This window comes from Streptomyces sp. NPDC059224 (assembly GCF_042754285.1).
Classification (GTDB): domain Bacteria; phylum Actinomycetota; class Actinomycetes; order Streptomycetales; family Streptomycetaceae; genus Streptomyces.
Map to the genome: position 1 here is coordinate 1 of NZ_JBHZAN010000019.1, position 19,454 is coordinate 19,454.

A 19,454-nucleotide genomic window follows, 5' to 3' on the forward strand; every position below is an offset into this window, starting at 1 on the left:
GTGGCGGCTGGTGTTGTCGGTTGAGACGCGGCCCCACCGGCGGTTCGGTGCCGTGCGGCCGGTGGCGCTCTCGGCGCCGACCGGCGGCCTTGCCCGGGGGGCGCCGGGGGTGGGGGAGTGCCGGGGCCGGCCGGTCACACGGGCTCGGCCACCCGGCGCCGGGAGGCGAGGACCACCAGGCCGCCGATGACGGCGAGGGCCGTCAGGACGACGGCGAACACGGTGGCGCCGTCGGTCAGCCCGATCGCGTCGCTGAGGTAGCCGGCCGAGACCGGCAGCAGGCCCGCCGGGACGTAACCGCCCACGTTGAGCGCCGCAGCCACGTCCGCGTCGACGACCTGAACGCGCGTTTCCCCGGCCTGCTCGACCTGGTCGCGGCCTGGACGCCCGCCGAGGTCTGAGCCCTGCGGTCCTCCGCCTCGCCCGCCGCGGCCTGCCGTTCGGGTGTGCGTGAGGATGCGGCCGGTTCCCCGCTGTGGCGCCGCCGTGGTGTCGCGCGCGGTTCCCCGCGCCCCTGAAAGGGCGCGGTGGGCCCCCGTCGCGGCGCACGGGCCGACCGCGTGGGGAGGGACCGTGACGCGGCCGGATGGTGCCTGGTCCGGCGCTGTTTGAGATTCTGTGAGGGTGTTGGGTGTCGCGCGATGGTTCCAGTCCCACAGGGGGCCCGCGTCCGCCGACGGCCCGGGGTCAGTGGACGGGTCCACCACGGGCGCCGACACCGGCGCGCCCCTCAGAATGCTGCGGACGGCCGCGGCCGGCATCGGCACCACCCTCGACGAGGCCACGACCTGCACGGAACTGACCCGGGCGGCGGTACGGCTGACCGGCGGCGGGGCCGCCGTGATGCGTCGGGTGGGCGAGACCGTCTCCGGCTACGAGTCGATCACCGGCGACGCCGACGTGCTGCCCGACGCCCGCTGGGTCACCGCGGTGGCCCGGGACGCGTGCTCCACGGCGGCCGACCACTGGGTGGACCCCTGGCTGTCCCGCCCGGCCGGCAGCCGCACCCGTCCGGCCGTGTGCGTACCCCTGAACAGCGGCTCCGACCAGTACGGCGTCCTGGTCTGCGCCCGTGAGGGCATGGCCTTCATCCGGGCGGAGGCCGAACTGCTCGCCCTCCTGGCCGAACGCGCCGCCTCCCACATCCGGCACGCCCGCGAGTACGAGCACGTCAACCGCACCGCCGGTGACCTGCAACGCGCCCTGCTGTCCGAGCCCGGCCGACCGCATCCCAACCTGGACGTGGCGATCCGCTACCTCCCGGCAGGCGGCCGGGTGCTGGTCGGTGGGGACTGGTGCGAGACGGTGCGACTGCACTTCGGCCGCTCCCTGCTCGTCGTCGGCGACGTGATGGGCCACGGCCTCGAGGCCGCCGTCGACATGAACGCCTACCGCTCCTCGCTCCGCTACATCGCCTCGTCCGAACTGCCCCCGCACCGGGTGCTGCGCCAGATGGACGCCATCGCCGCCAACGAGGCGGACCGCAGACCCGCCACCTGTCTGCTGGTGCGCGTCGACCCGAGCCGCCGTCAGATCACCCTGTCCAGCGCCGGCCACCTCCCACCGGCCCTGATCACCGGGGAGGGCCGGACCTCCCTCGTGCCGGTCCCGGTGGGTCCGCCGCTCGGGACCGGCTTCGGGGGCTACGAATCGGCCACCCACCAGTTCGACCCCGACCACGCCCTAGTCCTCTTCACGGACGGCCTGGTGGAACACCGTGACGAGGACATCGACCGCTCCCTGAACCGCCTCGCCGACCTGCGCTTCCCCCCGGCCGCCGGCGTGGACGCCCTCCTCGAGTCGATCGTCACCCGCCTGGACGCACGCAACGCCGAGGACGACGTCGCCGTGCTCGCGGCCCGCCCGCATCCGCGGCAGGGCGGCTTCACCTCCGACGCGGAGGAGGAACGGACACCGGGCCTGTGAGGCCGCCGGCCGGCTCCCCGGGCAGCGTCAGCGTGAACGTGGTCGTGCCGTCCTGGCCGGCGCCCAGCCCGATGGTGCCGCCGTGAGCCTCCACCAGGGCCCGGGCCACCGACAGCCCGAGCCCGCTGCCGCCGCGGTCGCGGCTGCGGGCCTCGTCGGCACGGTAGAAGCGGTCGAAGACCCGGACGCGGTCGGCGGCCGGAATGCCGGGACCGAGATCGGCGACGGTGACCGTCGCCGATCCGGGGGCCGTGGAGACCGTCACCGCCAGCGGCGTGCCGGCGGTCGTGTGGACCGCCGCGTTGGTCAGCAGGTTGTCCAGCACCTGGCGGACACGGACCGGGTCCAGGCGCAGCGGGACCGGGTCCGGACCGGCGGTCACCGTCAGCGGATGGCCGGCGTGCGCCGCCCGGAACGCGTCCGCGGCCTCCCGCACCAGCTCCGTCAGGTCGGTGTTCTCCAGCCGCGGCGGCCTCCACCTCGGCCGCGTCCAGACGGACCAGGAGCAGCAGGTCGTCGAGGAGGATGCCCGTCCGGGCCGCCTCGGCGCGCAGCCGGGCCAGGTGCTTGTCGCGTTCTGATCCGGCTCGTGCCGGACCTCGCGGACCGGGAGGTCTTCCTGTGCGGGCCGCCGCCGATCATGAACGCGGTCCTGCGCACCCTGGGCGACCTGGGCGTGCCCAAGCCGCAGATCCACTTCGAGCGTTTCAGCCTGGCGGGATGAGAGAGACACCGTGAAGCGAGCCGTACCCGTCGTCGCCCTGAGCATCGCCGGCCTGATCCCCGTCTGGCGCTGCGAACCGTCCACCGGCGGTACGACGACCTCCACCGCCCTTCCCGCGCCGAGTTCTTCGGCCACCACCGCCACGGGCACCGTCGTCCAGGGCGCGACGACCGACACCGAGAAGGGCCCCGTCCAGGTCCAGGTGACCTTCGACGGCGACCGGATCACCGCGGTGCGGATGCTCCGGCAGCCGGACCGTCCGCAGACGACGGCGGCTGTGCCGGTCCTGATCTCGGAGACGCTGAAGGCGCAGAGCGCCGACGTCGACACCGTGTCCGGTGCGACGGTCACCAGTGACGGCTGCAAGGAGTCCCTGCAGGCCGCCATCGACGTGAAGGGCTGACCGCGCAGCGCGCCGAACACGTCATGGGCTTCCCGGTCTTCCTGCGGATCGACGACCACCACGTCCCAAGGAGCGCGGCGGACGCCGTGTTCTCGTGGCTGCGCGCGGTCGACGAGCGGTTCAGGCCGTTCAGGCCGGACAGCGAGGTCTCCCGGCTCGACCGGGGCGAACTCCCCGAGTCCGAGGTGAGCCCGGACCTCGCCGAGGTGCTCGCGCTGTGCGAGGAGTACCGGCCGGCGAGCGGCGGCGCGTTCGACGTACGGCTGCCGGGCCGGGGCCTCGACCCGTGCGCGGCGGTGAAGGGCTGGTCGGTGCAGCGGGCGGCGGAGCCGCTGTCGGCCGCCGGGGCACGGCGGTTCGTGCTGGGCGCCGGCGGGCCGTGGCGTGTCGGGGTGCGGCACCCCGAGGACGCCGACCGCCTGCGCACGGTCCTCGAACTCACCGGCGGAGCCGCGGTCGCGTCCGCCCGCTACGAGCGCGGCGACCACATCGCCGCCGGCCGCACGGGGCGTCCGGCGACCGGACCGCGCAGCCTGACGGTCGTGGCCGCCTCGCTGACCGAGGCGGACGCCGTGGCCCACGGCCGCGTTCGCGATGGGCGCCGAGGGCGTCGTCCGGGCCGCGGCTCGTCCGGGCCGCGAGGTCCTCGCCGTGGACGCGGGCCGGCAGGTACTGCGGACGGCGGGTTTCCCGGGACCGTGTGATCCGGGGCCCGGCCGGCTTCCGCCCGGCGAACGCCGGCCGGGGGCCGGAAGCGGCCCGGACGGGTGGCAGGTCACAGAGTGAAGACGACAAGTCAGCCGCCAAAGTGCTGAAACACTGGCGGTCTAGACTCTCCCCGCAACGGTCTGCGCCACGGCGACCGTGGTCGAAACCGGGCAGCCTCAGCCAAACCCGAAGGGCATTCGGCGTTTTGATACGGATAGATTCAGTCACCAAGCGGTACCCGGACGGTACGGTCGCCGTCGACCGGCTCTCCCTGGAGATACCGGATCGCTCGATCACCGTCTTCGTCGGCCCCTCGGGCTGCGGCAAGACCACGACCCTGCGGATGATCAACCGGATGATCGAGCCCAGCGACGGCCGGATCCTCCTCGACGGCGCCGACATCCAGGCACAGCCGGTCAACACCCTGCGCCGGTCGATGGGTTACGTCATCCAGAACGCCGGTCTCTTCCAGCACCGCACGATCGTCGACAACATCGCCACCGTGCCCCGGCTGCTGGGGTGGAGCAAGCAGAAGGCGCGGGCCCGCGCGGCCGAGCTGATGGCGCGGGTGGGCCTGGACTCGGCCCTCGCCAAGCGCTACCCGTACCAGCTCTCCGGGGGCCAGCAGCAGCGCGTCGGCGTGGCCCGGGCGCTCGCCGCCGACCCGCCCGTGCTGCTGATGGACGAGCCGTTCTCCGCCGTGGACCCGGTGGTCCGCAAGGGCCTCCAGGACGAACTCCTGCGCATCCAGGACGAGCTGGGCAAGACCATCGTCTTCGTCACCCATGACATCGACGAGGCGATCAAGCTCGGCACGACGGTCGCCGTGATGCGTACCGGCGGCCACCTCGCCCAGTTCGCCCCGCCCGCCGAACTGCTCACCGACCCCGCCGACGCCTTCGTCGAGGACTTCCTCGGCGCCGACCGGGGCATCCGCCGGCTCTCCTTCTTCCCGTCCGCCGGGCTGGAGCTGCAGCGGGCCCCGATCGTGCCGGTCGACGCCGACGCCGCCAAGCTCGACGCCCGGACCTCGACGGACGCCCCGTACCTCCTCGTGACGGACCTGGACGGCAGGCCGCTCGGCTGGGGCGAGCCGCACACCCTGACCGCCGGTTCGATCGACCCGGCCCGACTGCTGTCGTTCGGGCTGCCGTTCGTGCCCGGCCGGGACTCGCTGCGCGCCGCCCTCGACGGCTCCGTGCTCTCGCCGACCGGCTGGGCGGTGGCCGTGGACGGTGAGGGGCGCGCCGTCGGCGTCGTCTCCCAGCAGGTCATCGGCGCCGCGATCCGCGCCGCCCACGCCGAGGGCCGCGACGACGCGAAGGCCGGGGGATGAGCGGCTTCTTCGACATCCCCAGCGACCTCCAGAACACCTACTTCGGGCTGATCGGCCTCCACCTGCGCGAGGCCCTCATCCCGGTGCTGGCGGGGCTGGTGGTCTCCCTTCCGATCGCCCAGCTCTGTGTGCGCTTCCGCTGGCTGTACCCGCCGGTCCTGGGCGTGACCACGATCCTGTACGCCATCCCCTCCCTGGCCTTCTTCGTGGTCCTCATCGACTACACCGGCCAGACCGAGACCACGGTGATGATCCCGCTCGCGGTGTACAGCCTGGTGGTCCTGGTCCCGGCGATCGTGGACGGCGTCCGCTCGGTCCCGGCCGAGACCCTCGCCGCCGCCACCGCCATGGGTCTCGGCCCGGTACGCCGTTACTTCCAGGTGCAGTTGCCGATCGCCGTCCCCGCCATCATCGCGGGCCTGCGGGTGGCCACCGTCTCCAGCATCTCGCTGGTCAGCGTCGGCATGCTGATCGGCAACCAGGGCGCCCTCGGCAACCTGCTCAACGACGCCAACATCTACCACCGTCCCGAGCTGGCGGTGAACTCGGTGGTGACGACGGCCGTGCTGGCGATCCTGGCGGACGCCCTCCTCGTCCTCGTGCGCCGTGTGCTGACGCCCTGGATGCCGAAGGAGAGCACCCGGTGAACGTCCTCAACTTCATCCACGCCTTCTTCAGCGACAGTGCGCACTGGCACGGCTACGACGGCATCCCCACCCGCCTGTGGGAGCACATCCAGTACTCGCTGCAGGCGCTCGCCTACGCGGCCGTCATCGGCCTGCCCATCGGCCTGGTCACCGGCCACTTCGGCCGTGGCGGCAACACCCTGGCCCTGATCGCGACGGCCGGCCGGGCGCTGCCCAGCTTCGGCCTGCTGGTCCTGATGTTCATCTGGCTCGGCTTCGGCATGCTGCCGGTGATGATCCCGCTGGTGATCCTCGCGGTGCCGCCGATCCTGGTCACCACGTACGAGGCGATGCGCTCGGTCGATCCGTCCCCGGTGGACGCGGCGCGCGGCATGGGCATGGCGGAGGCACGCGTCCTGTTCCAGGTGGAGCTCCCGGTCGCCCTCCCGCTGATCCTCAGCGGCCTGCGCTCGGCGGCCATCCAGATCGTCTCGACGGCGACCATCGCGGCCTACGTCAGCCTGGGCGGCCTCGGCCGCTACATCATCGACGGCCTCTACCAGAAGAACTACGAGAAGGTGGTGGGCGGCGCGACGCTGGTCGCGGCGATGGCCCTGGCCACGCTGGGCATCTTCTGGGTGGTCGCGCGGCTGACGGTCTCTCCCGGCGTACGCAGGAGCGTCTGACGTCAGGTGCGGGGGACCGCATCGGCATGCGGACCGCCGCGTGGGCGCGACCAGCCCCACGCGGCGGACGCGTCCCCGTCCGCCGCACTACCCCTCGCGCCGCGCCAGCGCCAGTTCCAGGACGACGAGCAGCGCGTCCCGCACCGAACCCCGTTCCCGCGCGTCGAAGACGACCAGCGGAGTCCCCTCCGCCACGTCCAGCGCCCAGCGCACCTCGTCCAGCGTGTGCTCGACCTGTCCGTCGAACGCGTTGATGGCGATGGCGAACGGGATCCCGCGGTGCTCGAAGTAGTCGACCGCCGCGTAGCAGTCGTCGAGCCGCCGCGTGTCCACGATCACCAGCCCGCCGAGCGCCCCCTCGACGATGTCGTCCCACATGAAGCCGAACCGTTCCTGCCCGGGTGTCCCGAACAGGTACAGCTTCAGCGTCGGGTCGATGGTGATGCAGCCGAAGTCCATCGCCACGGTCGTGGTCGTCTTGCGCGGGGTGAGCGTCAGGTCGTCCACGCCCGCCGCGACCTCGGTGATGGACGCCTCGGTGGTCAGTGGCTCGATCTCCGAGATCGAGCCGACGGCGGTGGTCTTGCCCACGCCGAAACCGCCCGCGATGACCATCTTCACCGGCAGCGGCGGCCGTACGGCCGTACGCCCGGGGCCCCGGGTCAGCGAGTCAGTCGGTGTCACGGAGTACCCCTCGGGAGTCTGGGATGGCCCGCAGGCCGTCGATAACCCTGCGCAGGACGGACGAGTCGTGGGTGGCTTCGAAGTCGGGCACGTGCACTGTCAGCTGCCCGGCCTCACGCAGGTCTTCGGCGAGCACCCGGACCACGTTCAGGTGCAGTCGCAGCCGTGCCGCCAGTTCCGCCAGCGACTGCGGGATCCGGCACGCGGCGATGATGTCGTGCTGCTCGAAGGAGAGCCGGGCGAGGGCGTCGAGCCCGGCGGTGGTCGCCACCACCTGGGTCTCGACCGGCATCGCCGGTCCGGAGGCGCTGTCCGCCACCCGGCCGGCGGTCACCAGGAACGGCCGTACGGCGGAAGCCGGACCTACCGGGTCGGGGCCCGGGGGCTGGAAGCCGTCCGCCATGGCTGTGTCTTCCTCTCTCGACCGGCTCCGCCGGTCAGCGCGTCTGTGGGACGCCGACGCTGTTCTTCAGCTCCAGGACCAGCTGCGGACTGAGCGCGGTACCCGCCCGGTTGGCGAACAGGGTCATCTCGTAGGCGATGTTGCCGAGCTTGGCCTCGTTGTCCGCGACGACGCCGAGCACGGCGCCGCTGCCGATCGCCGAGACGATGACATGGCCGCCCTCCAGGTCGATGATGACCTTGTTGAGGCCGCCCAGGCCGTAGTTGCCGGACGCGCCGGCGGCCAGGCTGGTGATGCCGGAGACGATCGCCGCGAGGCGTTCGGAGTGCGCGCGTTCACGCAGCTCCGACACGGCGATCAGCAGGCCGTCGGAGGAGACGGCGATCGCGTCCACCACCCCCGCCGTCTCGGTCGCGAAGCGGTTCAGCAGCCAGGTGAAGTCGGCTGCGGCCGCCTGCAGGTCGGTCGGCGTGGCGGCGCCGCCCGTCGGGGTGTCACCTGTCGACGTGCTCACTGCTCGGCTCCTTCCGGAAGGTGGATCTGGTGGTGCGACGGGTTGGTCTCGGAGGGCGGCGCGGGCCGCTCGTGGCTTGCGGTGTCGCTCTCGCGCCGGGCGCGTTCCACCGCGGCCTCGAACTCCTCCAGCGCGTCCCGCTCGGCGTCGGCGTCGCGGTTGCGTGCCGGCTGGGCGAGGGTCTGGGCGGCACCGGCGGTGGTGCGCAGGGTCGCGCCGCGTACCCGGCGGCGCAGCGGCCGCGACCCGTCGGGAGAGTCGGCGGGGGGTTCGCCGGTGCGGGCGGCCGGGATCAGCGGGGCCGGTGCGGCCTCCGGCCCGGTGGCCGGATCGCGGCGCGGCACCCGCCGGGGGAGCGGGCTCTCGGGCTCGGCGGCGGCCGGGACGGAGGCGGCCGGGACGGAGGCGGCCGGGGTCGGTCCGGTCGGCTCGGCGGACGCCGTCGCTTCCGGAGCGAGCGGGGTGCCGGAGGCGCCGGAGGTGGTCGTCACCGCGCTCATCGTCAGCAGCAGCCGCGAGGGCAGCGTCACTTCGGCGGTGACACCGCCGCCCGGGGTCCGGGTCAGCTCGACGCCGATCTCCCAGCGGCGCGCCAGCGCACCCACCACGAACAGGCCGAGCACCTTGGTCGGCATGAGGTCCAGGCGCGCACGGCGGATCAGCCGGGCGTTCTCCTCGGCCAGCCGCTCGGTGCTCATGCCCAGGCCGTGGTCGGTGACGACGATGTGCGCGCCGTGGTCGCCGGTGCGGACGGTCACCTCCACGGGGCTGCCCTCCGGCGAGAAGGACACCGCGTTCTCCAGGAGTTCGGCCACCATCAGGGTGAGGTCGCCGATGATGTCCGGCTCGATCATGGCGTCCGTGCCGGCGTACAGCCGTACCCGCTGGTAGCCCTCGATCTGGCCGAGCGCGGCCCGGACCACGTTGGACAGCGGGGTGGGACCGGAGGAGAGCACCGTCTCGCGGATGCCGGCCAGCAGCATCAGGCTGTCGGCGTTGCGGCGCAGGCGGACGGCGATGTGGTCGATGGAGTAGAGGCGTTCCAGCAGGGCCGGGTCGGTCTCGGCGCGTTCCACCGCGTCGATGAAGGCCAGCTGGCGGGTGGTCAGGTTGCTGACCCGGCGGCCGACGTTGCCGAACATCTCGGCGGTGTTGCGGCGGCTGAGCACCTGGCGTTCGAGGAGCGCCGCGGCCGTGGTCTGCACCTGGTTGAACGCCTCGGCCAGGTCGCCGATCTCGTCGCGGGCGGTGACCGGCATGTCCCGCAGCCGGGGCGGGCCGGCGTCCTCGGCGTCGTCGTCGGCGACCCGGGCGAGTTCACGGCCGGCCACCTCGGCGACCTCGTGCGCGACTCCGGTCAGGGCCTGCACCGGGCGGATCACCGAGCGGCGCACCAGCGCGGCGAGCGCGATCCACAGGACGAAGCCGAGCAGGGTGGCGGTGAGCAGGTAGACGGCGCGCCACTTGGCCGAGTCGGCGGTGGCGTCGGCCCGGTCGGCGATCTGACCGATGAGCGAGGCGGTGATGTTCAGCCGGGCGGTGGCCTGGTCCAGGTAGTCCGGGTAGTCGGCCAGCGCGTCCTTGACCGCCTTGCGGATGGCGGCCTGGCTGCCGGCCTGCAGCCGGCTCGGGTCGATCTGCAGCCCGGCGTAGGACTCCGCGATCTCGCCCTGTGCCTTGGTGTGCTCGACGGAGGCCAGCTGGGCCGCCTGCCCCTCGGTGGCGAACCGGGCGAAGCGGTCGGCCTGGTGCTGGTACTGGTCGAAGGCGCCGACCGCGTTGGTGAACTCGATCAGCGCGTTGGTGTCCCCGGTGGTGGCCGCGAGCACGTTGGTCTCGAAGGCGCCGTGGGCGGCGTCCGCGCGCAGCAGCGAGTCCAGCAGGTTGCCGGTGAAGGTGGCGGCGAGGTCGGCGTTGCGGTCCAGACCGAGGCCGTCGATCAGGTCGTTGGCCGCGTTGGAGTACGCCGGGTCGATGTTGTCCGCGGGCAGGTACGACTGCTCGACGGTACCGCGCAGGCTGCTCAGACCCTCGACCTGCCGCAGCGCGTCCGACTCGGTGCCCGGCAGCCGGTCGCCGAAGGTGTCACGGACCGTCTGCACCTGGGCGGTGACCGCTTCCTGGGCCGCCTGGTAGGCGGCCGGGGAGGGGGCGCTGTCTCCGGACTCGTACCGTGCCGAGAGCAGGATCGCCTGCTGGTGCTCCGCCTCGACCTTGTCCACCAGGCGTGCCACCTGGGTGCTGTCCCGGACCAGCTGCGCCGCGTCGTCCGCGCTGGTGGACTGCTGCACCAGGTCGCTGAAGACATAGGCGAGGAGTACGGCGATGACGGCGAGCGGCACACCGACCAGCAGGTTGAGCTTGCGCCGGAAGGGCCAGCGGTCGGCGAAACCCCGTATCCCGGCGCGCTCCGGGGCGGGCCGGACGGGCGCGTCCACCTGGTTCGTGGACACCGGGCCTCCTTCATGAAGGTGTCTCGACTGTGGGGGCGTCTTCACCCCGAGCTGTTGTGGAACGACACCGAGTAGCGGGCCCCGTGCACCGCTGTGACCGATATCAACTGCCGTGAGACTACAGCGTTATTGAAGCTCGATTCCGCTTGCTCTTTATCAAGAATCCGTTACAAAGAGACCGCTCTCCGTCCACAAGTGGCCACGGATTGAAGCCAATCGGTGACCCGGAGGCACTTGACTGACCGAGAACCGGCTGGATTGGATCGTGTGGAGTGGTTCGCAACAACCCCACGTGGTTCGCGACACCCCCACCCTTCTGTCCACAGCTCCCGGAACGGCAACCGTGACTTCCAACACCCTTACCAGCAGGTCAATCCGGACATACCGAGGTGCGGCGGCCGTCGCGCTCGCCGCGACGACGGCCCTGCTGGCGGGCTGTTCCTCCTCCGACGACAGCAAGTCCGACCCGCTGTCCGACAGCAAGGCGAGCGGCGACACCGTCGTCGTCGGCTCGAACAACTTCGCCGAGAGCATCCTGATCGCGGACATCTACGGCGAAGCCCTCAAGGCCAAGGGCGTCAAGGTCACTTACAAGTCGAACATCGGCAGCCGCGAAACCACCTACGGCCTGCTCAAGAACGGTTCGATCTCGGTCCTGCCCGAGTACAACGGCGCCCTGCTCGCCTACCTCGACCCCAAGGCCGCCCCGAAGACCGTCGAGGAGACCACCAAGGCCATCGAGGCCAAGCTCGACTCCAAGCTGACGCTGCTGGACCCGGCGGAGGCGCAGGACAAGGACACGGTGACGGTCAACGCGACGACCGCGTCCAAGTACAACCTCACGGAGAAGTCCTCCATAGCGGACCTCAAGGCCATCGCCAAGGACCTGGTCATCGGCGCCTCGCCGGAGTTCCAGACCCGCCAGCAGGGCCTGGTCGGCCTGAAGTCCGTGTACGGTCTGGAGTTCAAGTCCTTCAAGGCCCTGGACGCGGGCGGCCCGCTCACCGAGGCGGCCCTGACGAAGAACGCCGTGCAGGCCGGCGACATCTTCAGCACGGACCCGACCATCTCCAAGGAGAAGTTCGTCGTCCTCCAGGACCCGGAGAACCTCTTCGGCTTCGAGAACGTCCAGCCCCTGGTCTTCAAGAGCGCCCTGAACCAGACGGCCACCGACGCCCTCAACGCGGTCTCCGCCAAGCTCGACACCGCGACCCTGCTCGACCTCGACACCCAGGTCCAGTCCGACAACAAGGACCCGCTGGACGTGGCCCAGGCCTGGCTGAAAAAGGCCGGCCTCAGCAGCTGACCCGCACGCGGCCCCGTGCCGTGCTCGACGGCGACGGCCTCGGCCTGTCCGGACTCGTCCGGCTCGCCGGCGCCGTCGCCGACCCGGTCGTGCCGCGCGGCCGTTGGTGCACGGCCCTCTCCCACGGCCTGGAGGGAAGCAACGGGTGAGGGCGCGACCGAGGTGCCGAGCGCGCCCCACCCCTCACCCCCGGCGGCCGGTCAGAGGTCGAACTCGTGCGGCGGCAGGTCGAGCGTGAAGCAGGCCTCGCGGACCACGGCCTGCTCGGTCTTGTCGAAGTCGCCGTCCGCGCCGCCGATCACGATGCCGATCTGGATCACGGCACGCGCCTCGGCCGGCTTCTTCTTCGCCTTGGCGACCTCCTGGAGCACACTCACCTTGCCGAAGGCGAAGTCGGCGGTCAGCTTGTTCAGATTCTCCTCGAAGCGCCGGCGCAGGTCGTCGGCCGGGAAGTTCTGGAGCACCTCGTTGGTGGCGATGAGCTGGGCGACCCGCTGGCGCTCCGACGGGTCGATGGAGCCGTCGGCGGCCGCCACGAGCGCGCACATCGCCATGCTCGCGTCGCGGAACGCACCGCTCTTCAAGTCGTTCTTCTTCGCCACGAGCTGGGTCTGCATCTGATTCGCGGAGTCCTTGATGCGGTCCCACAGAGCCATGCGCACTCACTCCTCGGTCGGTATGTGCTCGCCAGGAGTCCTGCTTGCCAAGAGTCCTGGGTGTCAGGAATTTACTTCTACAACAACGTAGAAACTGACACGGCCGCCCAGAAGTTCCCGCGTCCTAGACTGTTCCCTCCGATCCGGCAGGGATGCCCTCGACGCGGTGGACAGGAGGAGTACGACAGTGGCGCCAGCGCCCGCCAGCGGCTACGACGACCCCTCCGCGGACGTGCTCACGGAGGCCGCCGCGGCCTTCGGACTGCTCGCCTCGCCCGCCCGGCTGCACATCGTCTGGGCACTGGCCCAGGGCGAGAGCGACGTCACGGGCCTCGCCGAGCGGGTGGGTGGCGCGTTGCCCGCCGTCAGCCAGCACCTGACCAAGCTGAAGCTCGCCGGTCTGGTCCGCTCCCGCCGGGAGGGCCGCCGCCAGGTGTACCTGGTGGACGACCCGGACGTGGTCGAGGTCGCACGCCTCCTCGTCGGCCGTCTCACCGCACGCGCCACCGCCGCCGGACTCCCGGCCCCCCGCCTCCGTGGCCTCTGAGGGCGAGGCCGCCACCGCACTGCAGGTGCTGCGCGGGCTGGACACCGGACCGCGCGGGCTGACCGAGGCCGAGGCAGCGGCCCGGCTCGCCGGCGTCGGCGAGAACACCCCGCCCCTCCCGCACTCCGGCTCCTGGCCGCTGCGCTGTGCCCGCGCCCTGCGCGACCCCTTCACCGCCGTGCTGCTCACCCTCGGCCTGGTCTCGGCCCTCGTCGCCTCCTGGGGCACGGCCGTGGTGAGCCTCGCCCTGGTCGCGGTCAGTTGCGGGCTGCGCGCCGCCGGCGAACACCGCGCCGACCGCTCCCTGGCCGCCCTGCGCGAACTCGTCGCCGGCACCGCCACCGTGCTGCGCCGCACCGGGGACACGACGCCACCGCGGGTCCGGGAGGTCCCGGTCTCCGATCTGGTCCCGGGCGACGTCGTACGGCTCGGCCCCGGCGACCTGGTCCCGGCCGACGTACGGCTCCTGCGCGCCCGCGGGCTGAGCGTGCACCAGGCCGTGCTCACCGGCGAGTCGGCGCCCGTCGCCAAGGCCGCCGTCGAGGTCCCCGGCGCGGCCGACCCGGGTCCCTTCCGGGAGCCTCACCTCTGTTTCCAGGGCAGCTGGGTCGCCTCGGGCAGTGCCACGGCGGTGGTCGTGGCGACGGGGGAGCGGACCCGGTTCGCCGCCGCGCACAGCGCGCGGGCCGGGCGGCGGGAGGCGAGCGCCTTCGACCGGTCCGTGCACGGCATCTCCTGGGTACTGATCCGGTTCATGCTGCTCACCCCGCCGCTGGTCCTCATGGCCAACGCCGCCCTGCGCGGCCGGGGTCTGGAGACGCTGCCCTTCGCGGTCGCGGTCGCCGTCGGGCTCACGCCCGAGATGCTCCCGGTGATCGTCACCACCTGTCTGGCCCGGGCCGCCGCCCTGCTCGCCCGCACCCACCGGGTCGTCGTGCGGCGGCTGCCCGCGCTGCACGACCTCGGCGCGGCCGATGTCCTCTGCCTCGACAAGACCGGCACACTCACCCAGGACCGGCCCGTGGTCGAAGGCGCCCTCGGCCCCGACGGGCACCCCGACCCGGACGTGCTGCACTGGGCGGCCGTCGGCGCCTGGTGGACGCTCCAGCTCGCCGAACTGCCCGCCGCCGACGCCCTGGACGAGGCCCTGCTCACGGCCGCCGGACCGGTGGGGGAGGAGTACGAGGGGATCGGCGCGGTGCCCTTCGACCCGGGGCGGCGCACCGCCACCGCCGTCGTCGCGGGCGGTCTCGGCACCCATGTCCTGGTCACCAAGGGTGCCGCCGAGGCCGTACTGACCCGCTGCGGCCTCGACCCCGCCGAACACGAACGCCTGCTCGCCCTCGCCGCCCGCGAGGCCGGCGCCGGGCTGCGCGTCCTCGCCGTCGCCACCGCCGAAGGCCCCGCCCGCGCCCGCCCCTGCCCGGACGCCGACGAACACGGCCTCACCTTCCGGGGTCTGGTCACCTTCCGGGACGCCCTCGCCCCCGGCGCCGCCGAGGCCCTGCGCACCCTCACCGGCCTGGGCGTCGGCGTCCGTGTGCTCACCGGCGACCACCCCGCCACCGCCGCCCGCGCCTGCCGGGACCTCGGCCTGGAGGCGGGGCGGGTGGCCGTGCCCGGTGATCCCCTCGAGCTCGAAGCGGACGTCGTCGCCCGCTGCACCCCCGAGGACAAGGCCCGGATCGTCAGCGGGCTGCGCGCGGCCGGGCACACCGTCGGCTTCCTCGGCGACGGCGTCAACGACATCCCCGCCCTGCGCGCGGCCGACGTCGGCATCGCGCCCCGCGTCGCGGTGGACCTCGCCCGCGAGACCGCCGACGTGGTGCTCGCCGAGAAGGACCTCGGCGCGATCGGGCACGCCGTCACCGCCGGCCGGTACAGCAGCGCCAACATCGCCTCCTATCTACGGGTCACCCTCTCCTCCAACCTCGGCAACGTCATCGCGATGCTCCTGGCCGGCCTGCTGCTCCCCTTCCTGCCGATGCTCCCGGTCCAGGTGCTGGTCCAGAACCTCTGCTTCGACGCCGCCCAGCTCGCCTTCGCGTACGACCGCCCCGGCCCGGCGGCCCTGCGCCGCCCGACCGTGCTTCGGCCGCGCGCCTTCCTGCGGTTCATCACCGGCTTCGGGGTACTGAACGCGGTCGCCGACCTCGCCACCTTCGGCGTCCTGGCGCTCGCCCTGCGCGGTCCCGACGTCCTCGACGACCAGGCCGTCTTCCACTCCGCCTGGTTCACCGAGAACCTGCTCACCCAGGCCCTGGCGATGTTCCTGCTGCGCGGCGGCACCCGGCCGGGACCCGTCGGGCGGGCCGCCGCCGCGCTCGCCGCCGTCGGCCTGCTGCTTCCGGCCGGCCCCCTGGGCGGGGCCCTGGGCATGACCGGGCTGCCGCCCGCCTGCCCGCCGCTGCTCGCTGCCGTCCTGGGGCTGTACGCGCCGGCCCTGAGGGCGGTGCGGGCGCGTCACGACCGGCGGCGGCCGTAGCGATCGCGCGGCCGGGGCGGGGGGGTCTTCCCGAGCCAGGGTTGTACAGTTGCGCAATGTGGCAATCGTCGCTGTCCGGCCGGGGCGCGGAAAGCGCCCCTCGCCGGCACGGAACAACGTGAGAAAGGGAGGGGGCGGTCATGCTCCGTAACGGACTCGAACCCTGGCACCTGCTGGTCGTCGCGATCGTCTTCATCGTGCTCTTCGGTTCCCGGAAGCTGCCCGACACCGCCCGGGCCCTGGGCAAGTCGATGCGCATCCTCAGGAGCGAGGCGAAGGCGATGAAGGCGGACGACCCGGCCGCACCCGTAGCCCCGACGTCGGTGCAGATGGCGGCGGAGCCGACCGCGGCCCCCGTGCAGCCGGAAGCCGGGAAGACCGCCGAGCCGACCGTCGCCGCGGGCTGACGGGCCCGCTAGGCCTCGTCCCCCTCGAAGAAGTCCCCGATCTCGTCCACCACCTCGGCCGCCACCATTCCGCCGACCACGCCCAGCGCCAGCCCCGCCGCACCGGCGGCGACCGCCGTGCCGAGGCCCGGTCCGGATCGGTGGGGGTCGTCGTGCTGTCCGCCGTGGTGTCCCTCGTGGCCGTACGCCGCATGGGTGCCGTAGGCCGCTCGGTGCGTGATCAACTGGCGGATCCAGCCGTCCACCTCGCTGTTCCAGTCCAGCGTGTGGGCGTCCTCGTGGCGCACCGTGAAACGGGTCAGCGTGTCCTGCCCGGAGGAGAACGGCCCGCCGCGCTTGTCGGCCTCCAGCACGACCTCCAGACCGGTGGGTGAGGCGAGGAAGGTCAGCTCGATCTCGCTGACCGCGTGCGCGTACCGGGGCGCCGGGATCAGCTCGACCTCCTGGTAGAAGGGCAGTCGCCGGCCCGTACCGCCGATGCGGCCGTACTCCAGATCCGCCGAGCGGAAGCCGCACCCCAGTTGTCCGAGCGCCTCCAGCACCGCCTCCTGGGCGGGCAGCGGACGCACCGTCAGCGGGTCCAGGTCGCCCGTGTCCCGGGCGCCGGCCACCCCGACCTCCGTGCGCACCCCGAGCACGATCCCGAGCGGCTGCCCGTACAGCTCGGTGACCGGTGTCTCCCACGGCAGCGGCACGCCGAACGGCACGTCCCGCTCCTCTTCCGCACCGAGCCGGAACCCTCCGCCCACGGTGAACCGCTCGAAGACGACCGCGCCCTCGCTCTCCCCTTGCTCGTGCTCCGCCTCGACCCGCGCGAGCAGGTCGAGCCCGATGTGCCCGACCTCCACCGCCGTCGAGCCGCCTCTCAGCAGCACCCGCCCCGACAACACCCCGCCGGGCACCACCGCGGCACCGTCCAGCACCGTGTCCACCGAGGGGCCGCCGACCCCGATCGCGCCCAGCAGCCGTTTGAACACCATGAAGCCGCCGCTCCTTCGCCGCACTCGTCACTCACGCCCGGGCGGACCACACGCCACCCGGCTGCCCGATGAACTGACGGCGACGGCAAAGAAGTTCCCAAGTCACCTGTTCGGAGGACACGCGGCGGCCCGTGCCCCTCGACACGGAAAAGAGGCGGACCGGGAACCGCCGGCCCGCCTCTCGACCCGCTTCACACCGGTTCCGTTCCCTCTCCCCACCCCCGCGCGGCAGCCCGCGCGGTCCTGCGCCGCCTGCGCCGGCCGACGCGCGGCTCCTGGTCCGGCAGCCAGCCGAAGATCAGGCAGCTGCCGACGGCCCCGAGGGCCAGGCCGACGAAGAAGCCGCCCAGGTTGGAGGTGACCCAGGAGCCCAGGGAGCACAGGATGCCCACGATGGAGTAGAAGAGGCGCTGCGAGGGGCTGAAGAGGGCGAGCAGGCCGCACACGACCATCACCAGCGGCAGCAGATAGCCCGCCAGGCCCTGCATGCCGACATGGATGACGACCTTGAACGCGGCCTTCTCGGTGAGCAGGATCCACCCGCCGCCCAGGGTCAGCAGCAGCCCGCCCCAGAACGGCCGACGGGCGCGCCAACCGCGGAAGGCGGGCCGCCACCCCTGGCGTGGAGTGTCTGAGCCGGACATCAGCAACCCGTGTCGCTGAAGCTGAGTTTCAGGCCGGGGAGCTTGAAGACCGCAGCCGTGGTCGCGTAGTTGGTCTGCCGCAGGTTGTCGATGTGCACGGTGTCGGCCTGCTGGCTGAAGACGCCCGCGGGACCCTTGACCCCGGCCTTGTCGAGGGTGCTCGCGTCGTTGCCGATCTCGATGTTGTTGAAGGACGCGTTGCCCGACAGCTCGGTCGAGTCGGTGGTCAGATCCGTCGCCTCCACCTTCGAGGAGCCGCTGCCCGCCTTGATGAGCAGGTTGATGCCGCCGAGGTCGACGCTCTGGCACAGGCTGTCCAGGGTCGCCTTCTTGATCGCGGAGGTCACGATCAGCACCTGGCCGCCGGTGTCGCCCTCGTTCGGGCTGTCCTTGATCATGTTGTCGAGCCCGCCGAACTGCTCGAAACCGGTGCCGTCGAGCGACTTGGCGGTGACCGTGAAGGGCATGCCGGAGATGGCGAACTGGACGCCGAGCACGCCCTGCGCGGTGAAGACCGCGAGGCCGGCGACGGCCAGGGTGGCCGGCACCGCCATCACCGCGGCCCGACGCGCGCGGACCCGCCCCCGTCTGTGCGGCCCTCCGGTCGCGCCGGCGGTGTCTGGTATGTCGGAAGGAGAACCGCTTCCCGGGTTCTCAGGCGTGTTGTCGGCGGACGGAACGTCCGGGGACGAGGCCATGTCTGCTCCCATGCATTAGTCATGCGGGTTGGGCTTCAGTGGCACGTTGTCCTGGCGCGGACAGCGGCTGCCACGCACGCCTCCTCGCAACTCCCGGCGGACGCAAGGGCTTTCTCGTTACGCAGCAGTAGCCACGCCGCAAGTTACCGGCGGTTACTTTAATGGGTCAAGGCAGTTGTGAAAAAAGGGTGTTGAATTCGCGTCAGTTCCGTTCCGGCCTCGCATTTCCTTGATCGAATGCTCAACTCCCTTGTTGAGCCTTGACGTTGACGGTTGATCAGGTCTACAAATCTCCCTGGTTTCCTTCGGATCCGTGGCGCCGGATCCGCCGAGCGGCATCGGCCGTCTCCCGGCCTCTTCGACCACCGCTCCGCTCACGGCGTAGGCACGGCCGCTTCCCCCCGGGGGCCGTGCCCGAACGCCCGCAACCGGCCCGGCCGGAGGCCTAACCCCCCCAGGCCTTCGGCCGGTGTCCGGCTCGACTGCCGTTGTCGGTCCGTCACGTACGGAGAAGGCGTCACGGGCCGGCAACGGCCGGCGGCGCAGCCGCGCCCGCCCTGAACCCCCCACCTCTCCTCACCTCAGGCAAGTCCCCCCAAGGAAAGAGGCACCCGCATGCGTACGCGATCCCTGCTCGCCCTCGCCGGTACCGTTGTCGCCCTCTCGGCCGCCGCCACCGTTCCCGCCTCCGCCGACGGCGCGGTGCTCACCACCGGCAGTGCCGGCGGCACCGCCGTCGCCGTCGGCGACGTCCTCAGCGCCCCGCTGGCCACCGGCACCAGCGCCACCCTCTACTCCAGCGCCACCGGCACCAGCGGCGTGAAGTGCACGTCCTCGGTCTTCACGGCCACGGTCACCGACAACCCGGCCGCCCCCGGCACCGCCACCGAGTCGGTCAGCGGGCACACCTTCGACGCCAGCAGCTGCAGCAGCAACGTCCTCGGTGTCACCGGCGTCACCAGCATCACCGTCGACAACCTGCCGTACACCACCACGGTCGCCTCGGACGGCACCCTCACGGTCACGCCGGCGAGCGGTTCCACGATCCAGACCACCGTCAAGCTGAAGACCCTGCTGGGCAGCATCACCTGTGTCTACCAGGCGCCGAGCCTGACCGGTACGGCCAGCAACACCGACAACAGCATCAGCTTCACCAACCAGGCGTTCACGAAGACCTCCGGCTCCTCGCTCTGCTTCGCGGCCGGATACTTCACCGCCAAGTACGCCCCGGTCACCGACAACGGCGCGACCGTCTTCGTCAACTGACC

Annotated in this window: 20 protein-coding genes and 4 pseudogenes; 14 read left to right on the forward strand and 10 right to left on the reverse strand. The window is 72.2% G+C overall.

Annotated features, from left to right (window positions below; translation table 11 throughout):
* Positions 1–134 precede the first annotated feature (134 nt).
* Positions 135–323, reverse strand: a complete 189-nt coding sequence (locus ACFXI4_RS21640; RefSeq protein ID WP_384993707.1) for a hypothetical protein — start codon at positions 321–323, stop codon at positions 135–137.
* Here ACFXI4_RS21640 and ACFXI4_RS21645 point away from each other — a divergent pair.
* Both ACFXI4_RS21645 and ACFXI4_RS21650 read left to right on the forward strand, forming a co-directional pair.
* Positions 306–401: pseudogene (locus ACFXI4_RS21645) on the forward strand (ArsR family transcriptional regulator); the annotation flags it as partial. The gene ACFXI4_RS21640 and the pseudogene ACFXI4_RS21645 sit on opposite strands and share 18 nt — an antisense overlap.
* Positions 402–690: 289 nt before the next feature.
* The gene (locus ACFXI4_RS21650) at positions 691–1,926 is read left to right on the forward strand and encodes a PP2C family protein-serine/threonine phosphatase (RefSeq protein ID WP_384993263.1); all 1,236 of its coding nucleotides are present in this window, start codon (positions 691–693) and stop codon (positions 1,924–1,926) included.
* On the opposite strand, the pseudogene ACFXI4_RS21655 reads toward ACFXI4_RS21650, so the two are convergent.
* A pseudogene (locus ACFXI4_RS21655) lies at positions 1,886–2,519 on the reverse strand (sensor histidine kinase); the annotation flags it as partial. The gene ACFXI4_RS21650 and the pseudogene ACFXI4_RS21655 sit on opposite strands and share 41 nt — an antisense overlap.
* Here ACFXI4_RS21655 and ACFXI4_RS21660 point away from each other — a divergent pair.
* From ACFXI4_RS21660 to ACFXI4_RS21685, 6 genes and pseudogenes are all read left to right on the forward strand, one after another.
* Positions 2,459–2,650: pseudogene (locus ACFXI4_RS21660) on the forward strand (oxidoreductase); the annotation flags it as partial. The pseudogenes ACFXI4_RS21655 and ACFXI4_RS21660 overlap by 61 nt on opposite strands.
* A 10-nt stretch (positions 2,651–2,660) precedes the next feature.
* A complete protein-coding gene (locus tag ACFXI4_RS21665) occupies positions 2,661–3,053 on the forward strand; it encodes an FMN-binding protein (protein ID WP_384993266.1) in 393 nt (130 codons plus the stop codon).
* 23 nt (positions 3,054–3,076) lie between these two features.
* Positions 3,077–3,746: pseudogene (locus ACFXI4_RS21670) on the forward strand (FAD:protein FMN transferase); the annotation flags it as partial.
* A gap of 220 nt (positions 3,747–3,966) precedes the next feature.
* Entirely contained in the window at positions 3,967–5,097 is a 1,131-nt protein-coding gene (locus tag ACFXI4_RS21675) for an ABC transporter ATP-binding protein (protein WP_362730005.1), read from the forward strand.
* Positions 5,094–5,744 (forward strand): ABC transporter permease, encoded by a 651-nt coding sequence (locus ACFXI4_RS21680; protein ID WP_384993271.1) that lies wholly within the window; start codon positions 5,094–5,096, stop codon positions 5,742–5,744. Before ACFXI4_RS21675 ends, ACFXI4_RS21680 begins: the two co-directional genes overlap by 4 nt.
* Positions 5,741–6,409 (forward strand): ABC transporter permease, encoded by a 669-nt coding sequence (locus tag ACFXI4_RS21685; protein WP_362729999.1) that lies wholly within the window; start codon positions 5,741–5,743, stop codon positions 6,407–6,409. Before ACFXI4_RS21680 ends, ACFXI4_RS21685 begins: the two co-directional genes overlap by 4 nt.
* Before the next feature lie 87 nt (positions 6,410–6,496).
* Here ACFXI4_RS21685 and ACFXI4_RS21690 read toward each other — a convergent pair whose 3' ends face one another.
* The 4 genes from ACFXI4_RS21690 to ACFXI4_RS21705 are packed head-to-tail and all read right to left on the reverse strand — an operon-like array spanning position 6,497 to position 10,463.
* Positions 6,497–7,093 carry an ATP/GTP-binding protein gene (locus ACFXI4_RS21690; RefSeq protein WP_362731916.1) on the reverse strand — a complete coding sequence of 199 codons (597 nt, stop codon included), beginning with the start codon at positions 7,091–7,093 and terminating at the stop codon, positions 6,497–6,499.
* Positions 7,080–7,496 (reverse strand): DUF742 domain-containing protein, encoded by a 417-nt coding sequence (locus ACFXI4_RS21695; RefSeq protein ID WP_384993274.1) that lies wholly within the window; start codon positions 7,494–7,496, stop codon positions 7,080–7,082. The genes ACFXI4_RS21690 and ACFXI4_RS21695 overlap by 14 nt, the downstream gene beginning before the upstream one ends.
* A 34-nt stretch (positions 7,497–7,530) precedes the next feature.
* Positions 7,531–8,010, reverse strand: a complete 480-nt coding sequence (locus ACFXI4_RS21700; protein ID WP_362731920.1) for a roadblock/LC7 domain-containing protein — start codon at positions 8,008–8,010, stop codon at positions 7,531–7,533.
* Complete coding sequence (locus ACFXI4_RS21705) at positions 8,007–10,463, reverse strand: ATP-binding protein (protein WP_384993277.1); 2,457 nt, start codon at positions 10,461–10,463, stop codon at positions 8,007–8,009. The genes ACFXI4_RS21700 and ACFXI4_RS21705 overlap by 4 nt, the downstream gene beginning before the upstream one ends.
* A gap of 343 nt (positions 10,464–10,806) precedes the next feature.
* Here ACFXI4_RS21705 and ACFXI4_RS21710 point away from each other — a divergent pair, with 343 nt between their 5' ends.
* Together ACFXI4_RS21710 and ACFXI4_RS21715 are read left to right on the forward strand one after the other, a co-directional pair.
* On the forward strand, positions 10,807–11,769 hold the full coding sequence (locus ACFXI4_RS21710) for an ABC transporter substrate-binding protein (protein WP_384993280.1): 963 nt from the start codon (positions 10,807–10,809) through the stop codon (positions 11,767–11,769).
* A 20-nt stretch (positions 11,770–11,789) separates the two neighbouring features.
* The gene (locus tag ACFXI4_RS21715) at positions 11,790–11,918 is read left to right on the forward strand and encodes a hypothetical protein (RefSeq protein ID WP_384993283.1); all 129 of its coding nucleotides are present in this window, start codon (positions 11,790–11,792) and stop codon (positions 11,916–11,918) included.
* A 51-nt stretch (positions 11,919–11,969) separates the two neighbouring features.
* On the opposite strand, the gene ACFXI4_RS21720 is transcribed toward ACFXI4_RS21715, so the two are convergent.
* Positions 11,970–12,425, reverse strand: a complete 456-nt coding sequence (locus ACFXI4_RS21720; protein ID WP_362726591.1) for a TerB family tellurite resistance protein — start codon at positions 12,423–12,425, stop codon at positions 11,970–11,972.
* A gap of 187 nt (positions 12,426–12,612) precedes the next feature.
* Here ACFXI4_RS21720 and ACFXI4_RS21725 point away from each other — a divergent pair, with 187 nt between their 5' ends.
* The 3 genes from ACFXI4_RS21725 (at position 12,613) to tatA (ending at position 15,864) form a co-directional block, all read left to right on the forward strand.
* A complete protein-coding gene (locus ACFXI4_RS21725; protein ID WP_384993287.1) occupies positions 12,613–12,972 on the forward strand; it encodes an ArsR/SmtB family transcription factor in 360 nt (119 codons plus the stop codon).
* The gene (gene mgtA / locus ACFXI4_RS21730) at positions 12,962–15,457 is read left to right on the forward strand and encodes a magnesium-translocating P-type ATPase (RefSeq protein ID WP_384993289.1); all 2,496 of its coding nucleotides are present in this window, start codon (positions 12,962–12,964) and stop codon (positions 15,455–15,457) included. The genes ACFXI4_RS21725 and mgtA overlap by 11 nt, the downstream gene beginning before the upstream one ends.
* A 140-nt stretch (positions 15,458–15,597) precedes the next feature.
* Positions 15,598–15,864 carry a Sec-independent protein translocase subunit TatA gene (tatA, locus tag ACFXI4_RS21735; RefSeq protein WP_384993292.1) on the forward strand — a complete coding sequence of 89 codons (267 nt, stop codon included), beginning with the start codon at positions 15,598–15,600 and terminating at the stop codon, positions 15,862–15,864.
* Positions 15,865–15,872: 8 nt separating this feature from the next.
* On the opposite strand, the gene ACFXI4_RS21740 is transcribed toward tatA, so the two are convergent.
* From ACFXI4_RS21740 to ACFXI4_RS21750, 3 genes are all read right to left on the reverse strand, one after another.
* Complete coding sequence (locus ACFXI4_RS21740) at positions 15,873–16,844, reverse strand: sporulation protein (protein ID WP_384993294.1); 972 nt, start codon at positions 16,842–16,844, stop codon at positions 15,873–15,875.
* Positions 16,845–17,035: 191 nt separating this feature from the next.
* Positions 17,036–17,488 (reverse strand): DUF6114 domain-containing protein, encoded by a 453-nt coding sequence (locus tag ACFXI4_RS21745; RefSeq protein ID WP_384993297.1) that lies wholly within the window; start codon positions 17,486–17,488, stop codon positions 17,036–17,038.
* The gene (locus tag ACFXI4_RS21750) at positions 17,488–18,186 is read right to left on the reverse strand and encodes a DUF6230 family protein (protein ID WP_384993300.1); all 699 of its coding nucleotides are present in this window, start codon (positions 18,184–18,186) and stop codon (positions 17,488–17,490) included. Before ACFXI4_RS21750 ends, ACFXI4_RS21745 begins: the two co-directional genes overlap by 1 nt.
* Positions 18,187–18,801: 615 nt before the next feature.
* Between ACFXI4_RS21750 and ACFXI4_RS21755 the strand changes: the two genes are divergently transcribed.
* The gene (locus tag ACFXI4_RS21755; protein ID WP_384993303.1) at positions 18,802–19,452 is read left to right on the forward strand and encodes a Tat pathway signal sequence domain protein; all 651 of its coding nucleotides are present in this window, start codon (positions 18,802–18,804) and stop codon (positions 19,450–19,452) included.
* Positions 19,453–19,454 lie beyond the last annotated feature (2 nt).